Annotated in this window: 15 protein-coding genes; 3 read left to right on the forward strand and 12 right to left on the reverse strand. The window is 40.0% G+C overall.

Annotated features, from left to right (window positions below):
• Window positions 1-79: 79 nt before the first annotated feature.
• The 9 genes from ACE01N_RS09775 to ACE01N_RS09815 all read right to left on the reverse strand — a co-directional run bounded on the left by ACE01N_RS09775 (window position 80) and on the right by ACE01N_RS09815 (window position 9174).
• A complete protein-coding gene (locus ACE01N_RS09775) occupies window positions 80-1033 on the reverse strand; it encodes an N-acetylornithine carbamoyltransferase (protein ID WP_380587800.1) in 954 nt (317 codons plus the stop codon).
• A gap of 121 nt (window positions 1034-1154) precedes the next feature.
• Window positions 1155-2405 (reverse strand): glutamate-5-semialdehyde dehydrogenase, encoded by a 1251-nt coding sequence (locus tag ACE01N_RS09780; protein ID WP_380587804.1) that lies wholly within the window; start codon window positions 2403-2405, stop codon window positions 1155-1157.
• A gap of 243 nt (window positions 2406-2648) precedes the next feature.
• Window positions 2649-3722, reverse strand: a complete 1074-nt coding sequence (gene proB / locus ACE01N_RS09785; protein WP_380587806.1) for a glutamate 5-kinase — start codon at window positions 3720-3722, stop codon at window positions 2649-2651.
• A gap of 1 nt (window position 3723) precedes the next feature.
• Complete coding sequence (gene proC, locus ACE01N_RS09790) at window positions 3724-4527, reverse strand: pyrroline-5-carboxylate reductase (protein WP_380587808.1); 804 nt, start codon at window positions 4525-4527, stop codon at window positions 3724-3726.
• Window positions 4524-5660: an aspartate aminotransferase family protein gene (locus ACE01N_RS09795; protein WP_380587811.1), complete on the reverse strand. Its 1137-nt coding sequence runs from the start codon at window positions 5658-5660 to the stop codon at window positions 4524-4526. Before ACE01N_RS09795 ends, proC begins: the two co-directional genes overlap by 4 nt.
• A gap of 190 nt (window positions 5661-5850) precedes the next feature.
• A complete protein-coding gene (gene argC, locus ACE01N_RS09800) occupies window positions 5851-6816 on the reverse strand; it encodes an N-acetyl-gamma-glutamyl-phosphate reductase (RefSeq protein WP_380587814.1) in 966 nt (321 codons plus the stop codon).
• 3 nt (window positions 6817-6819) lie between these two features.
• A complete protein-coding gene (locus tag ACE01N_RS09805) occupies window positions 6820-8016 on the reverse strand; it encodes an argininosuccinate synthase (protein ID WP_375729628.1) in 1197 nt (398 codons plus the stop codon).
• Between the two features lie 14 nt (window positions 8017-8030).
• Window positions 8031-8678 (reverse strand): GNAT family N-acetyltransferase, encoded by a 648-nt coding sequence (locus ACE01N_RS09810; RefSeq protein ID WP_375729629.1) that lies wholly within the window; start codon window positions 8676-8678, stop codon window positions 8031-8033.
• A gap of 34 nt (window positions 8679-8712) precedes the next feature.
• Window positions 8713-9174: an arginine repressor gene (locus tag ACE01N_RS09815; RefSeq protein WP_375729630.1), complete on the reverse strand. Its 462-nt coding sequence runs from the start codon at window positions 9172-9174 to the stop codon at window positions 8713-8715.
• A gap of 174 nt (window positions 9175-9348) precedes the next feature.
• Between ACE01N_RS09815 and carB the strand changes: the two genes are divergently transcribed.
• A complete protein-coding gene (carB, locus tag ACE01N_RS09820) occupies window positions 9349-12585 on the forward strand; it encodes a carbamoyl-phosphate synthase (glutamine-hydrolyzing) large subunit (RefSeq protein WP_380587820.1) in 3237 nt (1078 codons plus the stop codon).
• Between the two features lie 386 nt (window positions 12586-12971).
• Here the strand turns inward: carB and ACE01N_RS09825 are convergent, their stop codons facing one another.
• Complete coding sequence (locus ACE01N_RS09825; protein ID WP_380587823.1) at window positions 12972-13910, reverse strand: hypothetical protein; 939 nt, start codon at window positions 13908-13910, stop codon at window positions 12972-12974.
• A 142-nt stretch (window positions 13911-14052) separates the two neighbouring features.
• Between ACE01N_RS09825 and ACE01N_RS09830 the strand changes: the two genes are divergently transcribed.
• The gene (locus tag ACE01N_RS09830; protein ID WP_380587826.1) at window positions 14053-15669 is read left to right on the forward strand and encodes a M20/M25/M40 family metallo-hydrolase; all 1617 of its coding nucleotides are present in this window, start codon (window positions 14053-14055) and stop codon (window positions 15667-15669) included.
• A 2-nt stretch (window positions 15670-15671) separates the two neighbouring features.
• Here the strand turns inward: ACE01N_RS09830 and ACE01N_RS09835 are convergent, their stop codons facing one another.
• Window positions 15672-17939 (reverse strand): sensor histidine kinase, encoded by a 2268-nt coding sequence (locus ACE01N_RS09835; RefSeq protein WP_380587829.1) that lies wholly within the window; start codon window positions 17937-17939, stop codon window positions 15672-15674.
• A gap of 159 nt (window positions 17940-18098) precedes the next feature.
• On the opposite strand from ACE01N_RS09835, the gene ACE01N_RS09840 reads away from it, so the two are divergent.
• A complete protein-coding gene (locus tag ACE01N_RS09840; protein WP_380587832.1) occupies window positions 18099-18383 on the forward strand; it encodes a Dabb family protein in 285 nt (94 codons plus the stop codon).
• A 78-nt stretch (window positions 18384-18461) separates the two neighbouring features.
• On the opposite strand, the gene ACE01N_RS09845 is transcribed toward ACE01N_RS09840, so the two are convergent.
• The gene (locus ACE01N_RS09845; RefSeq protein WP_380587835.1) at window positions 18462-19664 is read right to left on the reverse strand and encodes a uracil-xanthine permease family protein; all 1203 of its coding nucleotides are present in this window, start codon (window positions 19662-19664) and stop codon (window positions 18462-18464) included.
• Window positions 19665-19700: the final 36 nt, after the last annotated feature.

Here is a 19700-nt window from a genome sequence, read left to right on the forward strand (position 1 = left end):
GGTAAATTCTTAATCCGATTAACCGAATAAAAACAAAAAAGGGCCCTTTAAGAGCCCTCGTTCCTGATAATTTATATGGTTATAATTCCTGCAACATTCTTCTGATAACTGTTTGAGCAGAAACAACACGGTTAGCTGCTTCCTGGATCACTATAGAATTAGCCGATTCAATCACCCCGTCCGTTACAATCATATTTCTGCGAACCGGAAGGCAGTGCATAAATTTAGCATCATTGGTAAAGGCCATTTTACGTTCGTCAATGGTCCAGCTCCTATCCTGGCTCAGAATTCTACCGTAATCCTGATCATTAAAGGCTGACCAGTTTTTTCCGTAAATAAAATCAGCCCCTTCAAATGCTTTGTCCTGATCATACTCTACCCGTGCATTCCCAACAAATTCGGGAGCCAGTTCATACCCTTTCGGATGCGTAATCACCACCTCATAATCCATTGCCTGCGTCCATTCCGCAAATGAATTGGCCACGGCCTGGGGAAGCGCTCTTGGATGAGGTGCCCAGGATAAAACGACTTTAGGCCGTTCAATTTTTTTGTATTCTTCAATGGTCACAACATCAGCAAAAGCCTGCAGGGGATGCATGGTTGATGATTCCATACTGACCACCGGAACACCGGCATATTTAATAAACTGACTCAGGATGACCTCGTTGTAATCTTCCGTTTTGTTTTGCAGTCCGGCAAAGGAACGCACCCCGATAATATCGCAATAGCTTCCGATAACCGGAATGGCTTCCAGAATATGTTCCGGTTTATCGCCATCCATAATCACGCCCCGTTCTGTTTCAAGCTTCCAGGCGCCCTGGTTGATATCCAGTACGATCACGTTCATGCCGAGATTCATAGCTGCTTTCTGTGTACTCAAGCGGGTTCGCAGACTGGAGTTAAAAAACAACAACACCATGGTCTTGTTTTTTCCAAGACTCACATCGGCGTATGGATTTTCTTTGACTATAAAAGCTTCTTTGACGGCACTTTTAAGATTACCAATATCTTTAACGGAAGTAAATTGTTTCATTGTTTATTTATTAGATACAAGATTCAAGACACAAGACATAAGATATATAAGACAAAATAATTATGTTGCGTCAGTACTCTTTTGTTGATACTTCTTTTTTATAACTTTTACAGAATGAAAACTATTTTGGTCTGACCTGACCGTTTCCCTTCACAATCCATTTATAACTCGTCAGCTCTTCCAGGGCCATCGGGCCGCGTGCGTGCAGTTTTTGCGTGCTGATCCCTATTTCAGCTCCCAGACCAAACTGAGCACCATCGGTAAAAGCTGTTGATACATTGGCATAAACCGCACCGGCATCAATCACCTTCAAATACCTTTCAATGGCTTCCTGATCTTCACTCACGATGCATTCGCTGTGTTTCGAGGTGTGATCCGAAACATATTCAACCGCATTTTCGAATGAATCAACCGTTTTTACAGACATTTTGAGCGACAGAAATTCAGTACCAAAACTTTCAGGAGTAGCTTCTTTCAGCAAATCAGCCGGATAACTTTCCTTAAGTTCTGAATAGGCTTCCGGATCAGCATAAATAATTACTTTTTCGTTTTTCAACTGATCGCAAATTTTTGGAAGATCGCCCAGCTTATCCTTATGAATTACCATACAGTCCAAAGCATTACACACACTTGGGCGACGGGTCTTCGCATTAAACACAATATCGGCTGCTTTTTGAACATCGGCAGCTTTGTCAACATAGGTATGGCAGATGCCTGCTCCGGTTTCAATAACCGGGATAGTGGCATTTTCACGTACATAGTTGATAAGACCCGCGCTACCTCTTGGAATCAACAGATCCACATAACCGTGTGCATTCAGCAGTTCGGCTGTCGATTCGCGGTCCGGCGGCAGCAGCTGAAGAATGTCTGAACTTACACCTTCTGCGATCAAAACATCTTTAATTACTTTAACAATGGCCTTGTTGGAATCAGCTGCATCACTTCCACCTTTCAGCACACAGGCATTTCCTGACTTAAAGCAAAGCGAGAACACATCGAACGAGACATTTGGCCTTGCTTCATAAATGATTCCGATTACGCCAAAAGGGACTGTCACCTTAGATATTTTCATCCCATTGGGGCGCTCGGTTTCCATCAACTGTTTCCCCAACGGTGACTTAAGCTTTGACACATTGCGTATATCAGCTGCAATGCCATCGATTCTTTCAGCAGTTAATAACAACCGATCATACTTCGGATCTTCCGGATCCATCCGTGACAAATCCTTTTTATTTTCTTGTAAGATGAAATCTTTATTCGCCTCGGCAGCATCGGCAACTTTCAAGAGTACCTGGTTAATTTCCGCCTCACTCATTAAAGGCAATGATCTGCTGGCTTTTAATACAGCCTCAAATATTTTTTTGTTTTGCATACGAATTATTTCATAATTCCTGTATCAGGTATCACAACACAAGAATCAGGATTAAATACTAAAAATAAACAGTTCCAATCGAATGGGAATCGTCTATAACATATCCCAACACTCCCCACTCTGACTCCCCTGAAGGGGAGAACTCTATGCACAGTGTGCTGGCTGTTCCCCCTTGGGGGTTAGGGGTAAAAAGCGTAGGCCTGCAACTTACTACTTATCACTTACAACTTACAACTATTTAACTTACGTCAATATTAGATAATCATAATGAATAATCGGCTTCTCCCCCTTCACACCAATTACATTCTGAGCTTTATCAGAACCATACATAGCGCGACCCAGTCCGACTTTTTGCCCGGTTTCATCAACAATATCTATCAGGTCGCCTTTTTTAAAGTTCCCTTCAATACCGGTCATGCCAACCGGAAGTACGCTGGTGGCGTGATTGGATTTCAGGGCCTCCCTGGCACCGGAGTTAATCAGAATTCTACCTTTGGTAAATTCTCCCGAATGCGCAATCCACTTTTTAATTGGGCTGGACTTTGAAACACCCTTAAAATGTGTATATACCACATCAGGCTTTTCATCAATAATATCCAGTATAATATTCTCTTTCAGTCCATTCGCAATAAAAACCTCCATGCCATGACTGGCCGCTTTCTGCGCAATATTATACTTGGTTTTCATGCCACCACGGCCAAAACTTGATTTCTGAACCGTTATAAATTCCGACAGATCAGCATCCGAAGACTCCACCTCACGAATAACAATCGATGTCGGATTTTTCGGGTCACCATTAAATATGCCATCAATGTTACTCAGAATAAAAAGTGCTTCCACATCTGTCATGGAACCAATCAAGCCCGATAATTCATCGTTATCGGTAAACATCAGTTCTGTCACAGAAATCGCATCGTTTTCGTTGATGATTGGGATAATGCCATGATCCAAAAGGCTTGTCAGACAATTCCTGAGATTCAGATAATGCAACCTGTCGCGAAAGTCCTCTTTGGTAACCAGTATCTGTGCACATTTTAACTGGTAAATATCCAGAAGCGATGAATAGCTGTTAATCAGGTTTACCTGTCCGACTGAAGACCAGATCTGACGCTGTGAAACAATATCGCCATTTGCGAAGTTACCGATTACACCTTTGCCGGCAGCCACAGCGCCCGAAGAAACCAGAATGAGATCAATGCCCCTTTTTCTAAGGTGAGCCATCTGATAAACAAGCTGGGCCATCACCTCTTTGTTGAGCGTTCCGTTCCCGCCTGCCAGCACATTCGATCCAACTTTTATGGCAACCCGCTTAAACATCTTATTTATTCACTTCAATTTTATTGTACGATGCCAGAATTCCCCTGATAATGGAGGAACTGAATCCTGCATGTTCCATCTCATTTAAGCCGGTAATGGTTACACCTTTAGGCGTGGTTACCTTATCAATTTCACTTTCAGGATGTGAATTGTTTTCCAGAATCAGCTCTGCAGCTCCTTTCACAATCTGTGCAGCCATCAACTTGGCATCATCGGCACCAAAACCAATTTCCACACCGCCCTGAATGGCAGCCCTGATAAACCGCAACGCAAATGCAATTCCACAGCCCGCAATAGCTGTTGCAGCAGGCATCTGTTCTTCTGGTATAAAAATTACCTGTCCCAATGTACGGAATAACTTATCTATGGAACTGATCTGATCATTACTGGCATTGAACGAAGAGATACAGGTCATGGATTCCTTTACGGCGATTCCGGTATTTGGCATCACCCTGAAAAAAGGCATTGTCTGGTCCAACAATTTATAAATATGCCCCGAGGTTACTCCTGTTACACAGGATGCAATAACCTGTTTCTCCGAATCAATCGCATCACGTATTTCATCAATCAGTTCGTCAATTTGCCAGGGCTTTACCACAAGTATGATCAGGTCACACCCGTTAACAGCTTCAGATGAATTATCTGTTATGTTATATCCCATTGCTTCTATCGAAGCCTTTCTGTGGGCATTTTTTTCTGCCAACGACATAGAATCTTTGGTGAATAAACCTGCAGATTCCAGTCCCTGAGCTATGGAAAACCCAAGATTTCCCGATCCTAATATGGCTACTTTGTTAAATATCATGATCCTAAATTTTTAAGCTGTGTTTTGAATACATCCAGAAAATAATCCGCATCTTCCTTTTTCAATGTCAGGGGAGGCAAAAGCCTGATGATGTGTTTTCCTGAAACTCCTGTAAAGATATGATTTTCGAATAAAAGTTTCTGTCTGATTGGTTTGATTTCCTCCTCAAATTCAATCCCGATCATCAATCCTTTACCGCGCACTTCCTTAATTCCCTCTATGTATTTCAGTTCATTGATCAGGTAATTTCCAACTTCAAAACTATTCTCCACCAGCATCTCATCTTTTATCACATCCAATACTGCAATAGACGCTGCACATGCCAGATGATTCCCGCCAAACGTCGTACCCAATATACCGTATTTGGCTTCAAACTCCGGGCCGATTAAAACACCTCCCACCGGGAAACCATTTCCCATGCCTTTTGCTATAGTGATAACATCAGGCAGAACCGGACTGTACTGGTGCGCAAAAAATTTCCCGCTTCGTCCGTAACCAGACTGAATCTCATCTAAAATCAAAACAGCTCCGTTTTTATGACAGGCATTCTGAAGGTTGACCAGAAATTCGGGATACGGTTCATTAATCCCGCCAATGCCCTGAATACCCTCAATAATTACAGCTGCCACATCACCTTTTCCCAGTTCAGCAACCACCGAATCAATATCGTTGAGTTCAAACAACACCCGTTCATGTGCATCATTGATTGGCGCAATAATGCCAGGATTATCCGTTACGGCGACAGCCGCAGAAGTACGTCCATGAAACCCTTTTTTAAAGGCAATCACCTTCTTTCGTCCGGTATGAAAAGAAGCCAGTTTAAGTGCATTCTCGTTAGCTTCGGCACCTGAGTTACATAAAAAAAGTTTGTAATCCTCATATCCTGACAGTTCTCCTAATTTTTGAGCCAGCTCAGTCTGCAAACTGTTTTGCACCGAATTGGAATAAAATCCTATGCTGTTTAGTTGCTTAGTGATCAAACCTATATAATGCGGATGCGAATGACCAATAGAAATGACCGCATGACCGCCATATAAATCAAGATACTGTGTTCCTTTTTTATCAAACACATAGACATCTTTGGCTTTTACAGGCTCAATATCAAACAGAGGATATACATCAAAAAGATTCATTGCATTAAGTTTAAAAAAACAAGTTGCTTCATAAACTATGAAACAACCTGTTGAGTATTATAAAAAAGATTGAAGAAGACCGCGCAGACTTTTAAGCATTTTTTGGGTATATAAACAACTAAAAACCCAATTTACAAGAAACACACTAAACAAACACAAGTCAAATGAAAAACTAACAACTAAAGATATGCTAGAAAGCCGTTGCTTTTAACCATAAACCGGTGGTCTCCTCCAATCCATACATTAAATTCATATTCTGAACTGCCTGTCCCGAAGCACCTTTCACAAGGTTATCAATAATGCTCACGACATGCAGTTTATCTCCGTATTTCTGCAAATACAACAAACACTTGTTGGTATTTACAACCTGTTTCACATCAGGGTTTTTGTCGGTTACGATTACAAACGGATGATCTTTGTAATACGCCTTATACAAAGTTACAACATCTTCAAGATCTGACTTAACCGTTGTATAAGCAGATGCTAAAATTCCACGTGTAAAGTTCCCGCGAACCGGAACAAAATTCAGGTCCTTGTTAAAACTGCTCTGCAGCTGAACCAGTGACTGGTTTATTTCGCCCAAATGTTGGTGTTCAAATGCCTTATAAACAGAAATATTTCCGTTCCGCCAACTAAAATGGGAGGTTGCAGTTGGTTTCTGTCCTGCACCTGTAGATCCGGTTACAGCATGAACATGTACATCTGTGGTCAGCATTAAATTTGCTGCCAATGGCAACAAAGCCAGCTGAATAGCAGTAGCAAAACACCCCGGATTTGCAATGTGTTTTGCATTTACTATTTCCTCCTTTTGTAATTCCGGCAATCCATACACGAAGTCGTGATCGCCGTTAAGCCTGTAATCATGGCTTAAATCAATAATCTTTACATGCTCCGGAATCCCATGAGATTCCACAAATGTCTTTGACGCTCCATGCCCCATGCAAAGAAAAATTACATCGACTGAATCAAAGTTCAGCTCGTCTGTAAATGTTTGTTCCGTTTCCCCAAGAAGGTCTGTGTGAACATTAGTTACAGGATTTCCCGCATTACTGTTGCTATGAATAAATACGATTTCAGCATCAGGATGATGCATTAATATTCGTATTAATTCTCCGGCAGTATATCCGGCTCCACCTATAATTCCCGTTCTGATCATCAATTAACTGTTTTTCTTTACAACACTCTGATAAATCTTCATCTGATTACCCAGAATCTTTGTAAATCCTTTAACATCATCAGCACTCCATGCCTTATTTACCTCGCCGTACTCTCCAAACTCTGATTTCATCAGATCGAAATCGGACTTAACACCAACCAACACGTAATTGTAAGGACGTAATTTAATTGTTACATCACCGCTCACATGTTTTTGAGTGCTTTCGAGGAACGCTTCCATGTCGCGCATGGATGGTTCCAGGTACTGCGATTCGTGTAAAAACATACCATACCAGGTCCCAATCTGGTCCTTCCAGTATTGTTGCCACTTGGAAAGCGTATGTTTTTCAAGCATCTGATGTGCTTTTATAATTAATATCGGAGCGGCAGCTTCAAAACCTACCCTTCCTTTTATTCCAATAATTGTATCGCCAATGTGCATATCGCGGCCAACGCCCCAAGGCCCTGCCAGTTCCTCTATCTTACGGATTGCATCCACCGGGTTTTCAAATTTGGTTCCGTTTACACCTGTTACTTCACCTTTTTCAAAAGTGATCACCAATTTTTCCTCCCCGTTTTTTGTCATTTGGGTCGGATAAGCAGATTCCGGAAGCGTTTTTTCTGATGTCAATGTTTCTTTACCGCCAATACTGGTTCCCCAAAGGCCTTTATTAATGGAGTATTCCATTTTTGACCAGTCGGCCACAACACCATGTTCCTTTAGGTAGTTAATTTCATATTCCCTTGTCAGGGTCATATCACGCGTAGGTGTCAGAATCTTTATTTCGGGGGCCAATACATCAAACGTCAAATCGAACCTTACCTGATCGTTTCCTGCGCCGGTACTACCGTGGGCCACATAATCGGCCTTTATTTGTTTGGCGTATTCTATAATGGCGATGGCCTGGAAAACACGTTCAGAACTTACAGAAATGGGATAGGTTCCATTACGTAACACGTTACCATACACCATATAGCGGATGCTGTTTTTGTAATACTGATCCGTTACATCCAGTGTTACATGTTTTACAGAACCCAGTTTATAAGCCTTTTCTTCTATAATTGCCAGTTCCTTGTCAGAAAATCCTCCCGTATTGGCTACAGCAGTATATACTTCCAGATCTTTATCAACCGAAAGATATTTTGCACAAAACGAGGTATCCAAACCTCCACTGAACGCTAATAAAACCTTTTCCTTCATCTTTTACTCCGGGTTTAAAACAGGGAAAATATTCCTGTATTCTTTGCTTTCTTTTTTAGTTGTTCCTTAAACTTATGCCACCGCTCACGTGATTTCTGAACAGTTTCCTCAACCTTTACCGGTTTCACGTCTTTTGTAGGATCGAATAACATTGCGGTACACAAACAATGCCGACGACCTGTTCTTAAAAGTATATCGTAATTTACGCAACTTTCACAACCTTTCCAAAACGAATCATCTTCAGTTAACTCAGAAAATGTTACCGGTTTGTACCCAAGTTCTGAATTTATTTTCATTACAGCCAATCCTGTGGTTAAACCAAATAATTTAGACTGCGGAAATTTCTCACGCGATAGCTGAAATGCTTTTTGCTTGATTTTTGTTGCAATTCCCTGCCCTCTGAAATCATCAGCCACAATCAAACCGGAATTGGCCACGAACTTTTTACCCTGCCACGTTTCGATGTAGCAGAAACCTACAAATTTATTTTCATGAAGAGCAATAATCGCCTTCCCTTCCCTGATCTTATCTGCGATATAATCCGGAGACCGTTTGGCAATCCCTGTCCCTCTCACCTTTGCAGCTGCTGCTATTGTGGATAAAATATCGTCCACAAACACCAGATGCTCATCACTTGCCACTTTTACTTCAACGGGTTTCATATTTATAACTCCAAAAGCTAAGTAAAACCTCTAATTAACTAATCCCTGGAAACAGAAGCGAAAAAACAGTCATCACACTCGATTTGGAAAATCCCTCCTTCAATATAACCAATATGGTATCGTCTCCGGCAATAGTTCCTAAAATTTCAAATGCTCCACGCAAATCGATTATGGATGCTATTCCATTGGCAAATCCTGGTTTGGTTTTAATAACGGCCATATTTCCCGAAAACTCTATAGAGAGCCATCCCTGTGCCATAAACCGGTTTCCTGCCTCATCAGAAATGTTCTTAACCCCCGGAATAGTATATACATAATCCCCTTCCGGAAGCGGAACCTTGGCAACTTTCAGCTGTTTCAGGTCACGCGACAGGGTTGCCTGGGTCAAATCAAACCCCTTACCCTGAACGAGTTTTAGAAGTTCATCCTGATTACTTACCTTACTTTCCAGAATGACTTCCCTGATAGCTAACAACCGCTCTGTTTTCTGTTTCACAAAAAATGAATAAATATTCAAAATCGATGCAAAATTATTCATTTATTTTAAAACCAGCCAACAATTTTGCAAATATTTTTATATTTTTGCGGCAGGTTTTTTAAAGCGTTAAAAACTCAAAAAACAGTGGGCTCTGAACTCGCTATTTTATCATCCAAAAAACAAAATTCATTCATGGGAAATCAACTGTTAGAGGAAACCAAAAAAGTAGTTATTCTTGGATCCGGAGCGCTAAAAATCGGAGAAGCCGGAGAATTTGATTATTCCGGGTCTCAAGCGTTGAAAGCATTAAGGGAAGAGGGAATTTACACAGTTTTGGTCAACCCGAATATTGCTACAGTTCAAACCTCGGAACATATTGCCGATAAAGTCTATTTTCTACCTGTTACCCCATATTTTGTAGAACAAGTTATTAAAAAAGAAAATCCTGATGGGATCCTGCTCGCTTTCGGTGGTCAGACTGCACTTAATTGTGGTGTTAAACTATTTGAGGCAGGCACTCTTGAAAAATATAATGTCCGGGTTCTTGGAACTCCGGTTCAGGCCATTATTGATACAGAAGACCGCAAAATTTTTGCGGATAATCTTCGAAAAATTGACATTAAAACGCCTGTCAGTATTCCTTGTTATAATGTGGAAGAAGCGATGGAAGCGGCAAAAACAATCGGCTATCCGCTTATTGTAAGAGCTGCTTATGCTTTAGGTGGTCTGGGTAGCGGATTCTGTAAAAACGATGATGAGCTTTACAAACTAACCCAGACAGCATTTGCATACTCACCTCAGGTTTTGGTGGAAGAATCACTGAAAGGATGGAAAGAGGTTGAATACGAGGTGGTACGCGACCAGTACGACAACTGTATCACGGTGTGTAACATGGAGAACTTTGACCCGCTTGGAATTCATACAGGCGAAAGTATTGTTGTTGCGCCTTCACAGACACTCACGAATAGTGAATATCATAAATTAAGAGAGATCGCCATAAAAATTATACGTGACATTGGAATTGTAGGTGAATGTAACGTACAATATGCATTGGATCCGAATTCTGAAGATTACCGTGTGATTGAGGTAAATGCCCGACTGAGCCGTTCTTCAGCGCTGGCATCCAAAGCAACCGGTTATCCGCTGGCATTTGTGGCTGCCAAACTTGGCTTGGGTTACGGTCTGCACGAACTTAAAAACTCAGTGACCAAAACAACAACTGCATGTTTTGAACCAGCACTGGACTACATTGTTTGTAAGATTCCGCGCTGGGACCTGAATAAATTTTCAGGCGTCTCAAAACAGATCGGTTCAAGCATGAAGAGTGTTGGTGAGATTATGGCTATTGGCCGTACCTTTGAGGAATCCATTCAGAAAGGTTTGCGTATGGTTGGCCAGGGCATGCACGGATTTGTCTCCAACCAGAAATTCTTTACAGATGATGTTGAAAAAGAGTTATCAGAACCTACTGATCAACGTATTTTTGCCATATCTGAAGCATTACAGGCAGGATACAGTCTTGAAAAAATTCATGCATTAACAAAAATTGATCACTGGTTCCTGCAGAAGCTTCAGAATATCACTGATCTGAAGAAGGAACTGAACGGGTATAAAAAGATTGAAGATATTTCAGACGAACTTCTACTCCGGGCTAAACAACTGGGATTTTCAGATTTCCAGCTGGCCAGAGAAGTTTTAAACAGCCCGGCAAACAAAATAGCAGAACAGCAAATTGATGTAAGAAATTACAGAAAATCGAGAGGCATTACACCGTTCGTAAAACAAATTGATACTCTGGCAGGTGAATACCCTGCACAGACCAATTACCTGTACCTTACCTACTCAGCAAGTGCACACGATATTGATTTCTACAAAGATGATCAGTCTGTCATCGTTTTGGGATCCGGGGCATACCGCATCGGTAGTTCGGTGGAATTCGACTGGTGTAGTGTTACGGCTATAAAGACCATTCATGATGAAGGTCACAGAAGCATCATGATTAACTACAATCCGGAAACAGTAAGTACAGACTACGACGTGTGTGACCGGCTCTATTTTGATGAACTGTCATTCGAACGCGTACTGGATGTTTACGACCTGGAAGTTCCGAAAGGAGTGATTGTTTCTGTGGGCGGACAGATCCCCAACAACCTGGCCATGAGGCTTCACAACCAAAATGTTCCGATAATGGGAACATCTGCGGTTAAGATTGATAATGCCGAAAACCGCCAGAAGTTTTCTGCTATGCTTGATGAACTGGGTATTGACCAGCCAAGATGGAAAGAGCTGACCAGCATTGACGATATATTCAAATTTGTGGACGAAGTTGGATTCCCTGTTCTGGTAAGACCTTCTTATGTACTATCCGGTGCGGCCATGAATGTAGTATCGAACAGGGATGAGCTGGCAGACTTTCTGACACTGGCGGCCAATGTTTCCAAACAGTACCCGGTTGTGGTCTCTGAATTTATAGAACAGGCCAAAGAAATAGAGATAGATGCTGTCGCAAAAAATGGTGAAGTTGTTGCATATGCCATCTCTGAACATGTGGAATTTGCCGGTGTTCACTCGGGTGATGCAACCATTGTTTTCCCTCCACAGAAACTGTATATCGAAACCATTCGCAGGATTAAAAAAATATCGCGCAGCATTGCAAAAGCACTGGATATAACAGGGCCGTTCAATATGCAGTTGCTGGCAAAAGATAACGATATTAAAGTTATTGAATGTAACCTGAGGGCCTCACGAAGCTTCCCGTTCGTATCCAAAGTATTAAAGGTGAACCTTGTTGAACTGGCAACCAAAGTTATGCTGGGACAGGATGTTGAAAAACCATCAAAAAGCGCTTTCGATCTGGATTATGTGGGAATCAAAGCGCCTCAGTTCTCGTTTACGCGTCTGTTAAAGGCTGACCCGGTACTGGGAGTTGACATGTCCTCAACCGGGGAGGTTGGTTGTATCGGGGAAAACTATTACGAAGCCATCCTGCAGGCTATGTTGTCGGTAGGCTATAATATTCCTAAAAAGAATATCCTTATTTCTTCGGGACCGGCACGTTCAAAACTGGAACTTCTGGAAAGCGCACGTATGCTGAAACAAAAAGGGTACAACATTTTTGCAACAGCAGGAACACATCGTTTCTTTGAAGAAAACGGCGTAGAATCAACGCACCTACACTGGCCTGATGAACCGGACAAACATCCGAATACACTGGAATATCTGAAACAGAAAAAAATTGATCTGGTTGTTAATATTCCAAAGAACCTGACACAGGGTGAACTGAATAACGGCTACTATATTCGCCGTAGTGCCATTGATTTCAACATACCGTTGATTACAAATGCCCGCCTGGCAAGTGCATTTATCTACGCATTCTGTAAAATGAGTGAGGCTGATATTGCCATAAAAAGCTGGAACGACTATAAATGATTTTGAAGCCCCTGAAATCGCAATATTAACTATTAGTTTTTAGGACTGAGGCCGGATTTATTCCGGTCTCTTTTTTATGCTAAGGTTTGGCGTAGGCTGAAGGTTAGTATTTTTTAGACGTAGTTTGGAAACTACGCCAAGCAAAAGTTAAGCTTAAATCATCCGCAGCGTTAAAAAAACATAAGCATGAAATTGGAAAAACATAAGCATCATTTTCCAAAATCATACGTAACGTGAGTTCGATCTAAGATAACGTATCAAATTTACAACATTCAATCCGTTTTTATTAAGCAATTAGCAATATTAACTAAGTTGGAGCTTAGTTATTTAAAACGACGTAGCTTGGAAGCTACGCCGAACGCAGGGTATGTGATTTTAAATAATAATCATTTTATGCATTCGCTTTTAAAATCCGAAAAGTCAATCAAATTTTTATTGTTTTCATACCACGCTATCCAAAGATCTCTTGCAGAGTGAACATCATGAATGTATAAGTTTTGACCATCATAATCAAAAAAATAATCTGACAGGCTACCGACTTTAAATTTATAGACCATATTCATTATTAATTCTAAGTCTAATATGGAATCGTTAGGATTTGATAATGCAGGATCAGAATGTATGTTCTTCCATTCAGGTGATTTTATAATTGATTTACTTAATCTCGCTAGTCTAGAATTATTTTTCTTGATCAAATAAATATCGGTAATATTGCCTTCATGGCTATATTTATAAGGAATCATCTTGCACGGGATATTAGAAAACAAAGTTTTCATAGCATAAATATTGAAGGGAAAACTTTCAAAATCATAAAAGTCAAGTAAATTCAATAACCTATTTAAATTATTTTCATCACACATATACTTCATCAAAACAGGAACATCACTAATCTTTGGATCTCTAACTAAAAGATTATAAACATACATTCTTAAGTCATCGTACGTTAAAAATTCTAAAATAGCATCACGCGCCTCTTTATTCTTAAATTTTTCCAAACATTTATATTGATATCCATCGGTACCTATTAAATATATGGTTAAAAGGACATTCTTTTTAAAGTTTAAATCACAATTATTTTTTACGCTTTTTAAAAGTATTGGTATTGCATTGAGTTTGTATTCCGCAATTTTATACATTAAGTCGTTATAGTCTATATAACAATAATTTACATCAAAATCATTTTCAATAAATTTCAGTGAATCAATATAACCACTTATGAGAATTGAGTCATTATTGACCTCTCCTGTATTAATTTTTGTATTTGAAAAGCTTTTCCAATAAGTAAAAACAACAAATAATATCAATAAATAAAAAAACCTTTTCATAATTATTCCCAGGCAAGAAATTTTCTATATTCTTTAATAGTTGACATAACCTTCAGGCTAATTCAACCGAAAGTTAGTGATTTTCATAAACCCAAACAATAAAAGAATTATGTATATTTAATACCTCATTTAACTTGGTATTATGAAAAAGATCTTTTCTCTCTTTCTGATTTTCATATCATTCAATGTATTTAGTCAGGAAGAAGTATTCGACAGAGGCTTCAACAGCATCACCCAACAAAAGATTAAGGCACAGCTGCAATTTTTGGCTTCTGACTGGACAAACGGCAGGGAACCTGGCACGAGAGGAATTGAGTCCGCTGCAGAATACATCCGTTCCATGTTTATGTATGCCGGACTTGAACCAGGCGACGCATTGAATCCGGATCAGAATTTATGGTATCAGCAAGACAAGGATGTTGATTATTTCCAGACATTTGATCTGATCAAAACGCCAAGATCGTTTGAGGGTAAACTAACCGTTAAAGACAACACAAATGCCTTTTCCTTTCCGGCAAAAACGGATTTTAATATAATTTCAGGATATTCCTCCTCCTTTGCGCTGAACCATTCCTATGTTTTTGTGGGTTATGGCCTTAAAAATGCCAGGCTGAATTATGATGCTTACAAGGGATTAGACGTTAAAGGCAAAATTGTAGTTGTACTTCGCGGATTTCCGGGTTACATGGATAAAGACTCAGAACTGGCAAGGTATTTTACCAATGCAGGCAAAAATATAAATGTATCGGAACTGGAACAGGATAAAGTTGATTTGGCAAAGACAAACGGTGCTGTTGCCGTGATTTTTATAAATCCAACAATAGATTTCCCCGGAATCGTGGAAAGCAACATCTACAAGTACAGTTCCCGCGAATGGTACGAAGGAGACAAACCCTGGGGCGTGACCGCACACAGATACCGGATACCGGAGTCGACAGAAGATAAACTGGTTATACTTGAAGTGAGCAAACGTGCCGGAAGTGCTCTGCTGGCAGGATCGGACTATTCAGTTGAGGATTTTTATAATTTTCGGATCAACAACCTTGAAGCCGGACTTAAAAACAAAAATCCTAAAACTCTGAATCTAATTGTGGACAAAGAAGAAGAACTTATCAAAGTAAAAAACGTACTGGCGGTTATCAAAGGAGAAGACACAACAAAGTCGGTTGTTGTTGGTGCGCATTACGACCATCTGGGAACCTACGATGGCAGAATTTACAATGGGGCTGATGATAACGGATCAGGAACCATAGCAGTTATGATGCTGGCAGAGGCGTTTAAAGAAAGTGGGATCAAACCAAAATACAACATGATTTTTGCTGCATGGACCGCAGAAGAAAAAGGCTTGCTGGGATCGAAGTACTTTGCCAATCATCCTACCACCGATTCAGTACTTTATTACATAAACTTTGATATGATAGGCAGGCTTGACGAAAGAGATACCATAAGACACAAAGCCATAATGGTTTACACCGGGTCTGTTCCTGCACTGCAGTCCACCATTGAAGAAGGTCTGAAAACATATGATATTGGACTTAAGATCAACTTCTCTCCTCGTTCATTGCCGCGAGGCGGTAGTGATCACACATCGTTCTCAATGAAAGGAATACCTGTAAGTTATTTTCTCGCGGGCTGGCACAACGACTATCATCAACCCTGGGATGAAACCAGTGAAATTGCCTACGACAATATGGAACTGATCATAAAATCAGCCTATATTCAGCTTTGGGAAATTGCAAATGGAAATGTGTTTAAATAAGCTTAGTCAATTGGCCCTGTAACATTTTTGAGTCTGAACCGGAAAGTTGCACCCTCATTGGCTTTTGATTCAACCCACATTTTTCCTTCAAGGGCTGTAACCAGGCGCTTACAAATGGATAGTCCCAATCCGGTACCTCCATATTTACGTGTGCTGCTTTCATCCAACTGACGGAATAATTCAAAAATGGAATCCTGTTTATCAGCCGGAATTCCGATACCTGTATCACGAACGAAGAACTCTACCTCGTTGGATTGTTCCAATACCTCATAACCGAATTCTATTTCACCCTCCGAAGTAAACTTTAGAGCATTGTCCAGCAGATGTTGAAAAATTTGTTTTATCCGGAATTCATCAGAGCTAAAAAGGAAACCTTCCTTCGTACCTTTACTGACCTTAAAGGGTAAGATCTTGCGTTTCCGGTACATATCCAGTTCAATTTCCTGCACCAATTCATTCATCAGGTGATTAATATCAAAGTTCCTGAAAATAAGCTTAATCTGTTCACTTTCAATCTTCGAAATTTCAATAATATCATTCACCAGCTTAAGTAACTGATTAGAGTTCTTTTCAATGATCCGGCACATATCCTGCCTTTCTTCCGGAGTCAGGTCTTCGTCCTGTATCAACTCACTGAATCCGGTTATGGAGTTTAATGGCGTCCGTATCTCATGACTCATATTTGCCAGGAAGGTTGATTTCAGCTTATCGGCTTCCAGGGCTTTTTCCTTGGCCATAATCAGATCATCCTGTGTTTGTTTTAATCCGGTAATATCGGTGGCAGAACCTATGATGCGATATACATTTCCCTTTTCGTCCAGCTTTGGCATTAAGGTTACCAGAAGATAAACCCTCTTTCTCGTCTCCTTGCTAATTAAAACTCTCTCATGGGTTTCCGGCTTTCTGGTTTTAATGCAATTGTAATAATGAGAGATCACATTATCCACATAAGCCTTATCATAAAACTTGCGCTTTTCCTCAATCTCAAGTCCTTTCATGTTAATGGTATCAATTCCAAAAACTTCCTGGTACTGTGTATTCAGGTCCCTTATGATCAGTTTCTTGTTATTCAGCACATCAATCACCCAAAGCGGATATCCAACACCTTCCATAACCTCTGTCAAAAACCGGTTGTTTTCCAGTATTTCATTACGTCTTTTCTCAAGCTCTTTCTGATCCTGCTTCATTCGGGTAATATCCCTTACAATACATACCACCTTATCAATGTTGTGAGGAACCATCCTTGCTTCAAAAAAGCGTAAACCGTCCGGGAATTCCAGGTCATACTGAAACTCCTCCAATCTTTTATTTTCAATTACAGATGAGATATGCTTAAACGTGGTTTCAGCAAGTTCAGGTGACATAACTTCATAAATCGTTTTACCGATAAAATCATTTTTGCCATTAAAAAGCTTACTAATATCAGAGGCATGACAATCTTTAAAAACACCTTCCTTATCAAATACGAAGATTATATCAGGATTTACTTCAACCAACGTACGTATGTATTCTTCTTCCTGTTGAAGACTCTTATTGGCCAAAACCAAATCCGTTATATCATTATAGACACAGCCAACAATATCATCCACCGGACTGTATGCGCTAATTTCGGAATAACGCTTCAAACCTTTTTCAAAGTCAATGAATTTTGTTGCCCCTCTTTCCTGAGAAATACCACCAAGCAAACTAACGAAATCCTCATCAATGGTACTGTATATATCACTGTACTTAGCACCTACCAATTCTTCTTCTGACTTAGATGACATCTCGGTATAAGCCTGATTTACAGAAAGAAATCTTAAATCAACAGGTCTAAATTCTTCATCCCTGATAATATAAAACAGACTGAAAGGCACGCCCAAATTCTTAATATAATAATCAACATTGACAGAGCCCATTGTTTTAATTAAATATTCCGGGACTCTTTCTGTATTTTTCTGTGAGTATTTTATAAAATTAAGGGCAAAAACCTGATTATAATCTTTTACCTCACCCAGGTTTTTAATATTAATGTAACAAGATGCTTCATTTACTTTAACCGGCTTAGGATAAAGATATTGTTTCCCTTTTTTAAGTAAATTTAATTGTGCAGTAAGACTACCAAGATGATCCGGATCCGTAACTATTTCAGAAAGTTTACGCGGCCTTTTATCCGTAAGCTGTAGAATATTCTCTGTGTCATTCAACCAAACAACTTCTCCGTCCTCCAATACACAGACACCGGAGGGTATGAATAAACCCAGTATATCAGATAGTGTATTATCTCCCATAGAAACAAGGTATTTTATCAGGCATTTTTGTTAATTTTGAGCCTTTAGAAACCAAAATTTATTGTGTTATAATTCAATTCACGTAAATTTAGATAATTTAATATTAATTCAGAAAATAAATCTCTTTATTTTTCAAATTACTTAATAAATATTTAAACTATGATCAAGCATATTGTTCTTTTTAAATTCACCGACATTAGCGACACTTTTATCGAAAATGTTATCATTAAACTGGAAAATCTAAAAAATGAAATTCCTGAGATACAAAGCATTGAAGCAGTACAAAATGAAAATGCAGAAGAGAAATTCCACCTGGGACTGACGGTTACTGTAAAGGATTTTGATGCACTGGGAAGATATGCCAACCATCCCAAACATCTGGAGGTAGCAAAAATAATCCGTGAAAATCTTGCAGACAGAGCTTGCGTGGATTATTACATATAAAAAGTAAATGTCCTGCATATATCAAAAACTGACCTTGCAGGACATTCTATTCTTTCATTACCTCTATTAGCTATTTTCTTAATCTTCTTCCTTTTTATTGGGAAGGACAAGATTTAACAATACACCAACGACACTGGCAAGGCCGATGCCCGAGAGTGAAAATCTGCCCCAACTCATTACAGCACCCCCAATTCCTATTGTCAGAATAACTGAAACGATTACCTGATTCCTTGTCTTGTTCATATCTGTTTTGGAATCAATAAGAGATTTGATACCCACACTGGCAATCATGCCAAACAACAGCACCATAATACCGCCTAATACTGATTGTGGTATTGTTTTAAGAAAACCACTGATTTTACCAATCACAGAAAATACTATTCCTGTTACTGCGGCTATCTGCAGCACTCTTGGATTTGTTACTTTTGTTAGGCTGATAGCCCCTGTTACTTCCGAATATGTTGTATTTGGTGGTCCACCGAAGAAACCGGCAAAAGCAGTTGCAATACCATCACCCAGTAAAGTCCGGTTCAAACCGGGTTTTTCCACGAAATTCTTACCTGCAACATTGCTAATGGTGTACATATCTCCAATATGCTCGATAATAGGAGCTATGGCAACAGGTAGCATAAACAGGATTGCATGCCAGCTGAATTCAGGCTTTGTAAATTCAGGTAGCTGAAACCAGGACGCTGTTGAAAGTGCAGAAAAATCTACCTCTCCCAAAAAAACAGCAACAAGATAGCCAACAATAATACCAACAAATACAGGGATAAGCTTTAGAACGCCTTTAGCAAATGTTACCACAGCAATTGCAGACAATAACGAAACTACAGCCAGCACCCAGTTAGTTTTGGCCATGTCCACACCGGCTGAAGCAAGAGACAGACCGATTACCATTATGACAGGGCCAACAACAATTGGTGGAAACAATCGCTCCACAAACTTAATTCCCCGCCACTTAATCAGCAGGGACACAATACCATAAACTAAACCTACTGCAATAAGACCCGACAATGCTCCGGGTAATCCGTAATGTTCTGTTGCTTTCAATATCGGCGCAATAAACGCGAAGCTACTCCCCAAAAACACCGGAACCATTCCTTTGGTAATCAGGTGAAAGATTAATGTACCAGCACCAGCCGTGAATAAGGCAACCGCCGGATCGATACCTACCAAGAGAGGGACAAGCACAGTAGCCCCAAACGCAACAAATAAAAATTGTACACCCACTATGGTCATCTTAGCGGGTGAAAGATTAGTGATTTGATTATTTTCCATCCTTAAAAGTTATTTTTCAAAGGCCTAATATAATCA

Origin of the sequence: Quyinboa ferrireducens (assembly GCF_042436675.1) — a bacterium.
Lineage (GTDB): Bacteria > Bacteroidota > Bacteroidia > Bacteroidales > UBA5342 > JBHJHP01.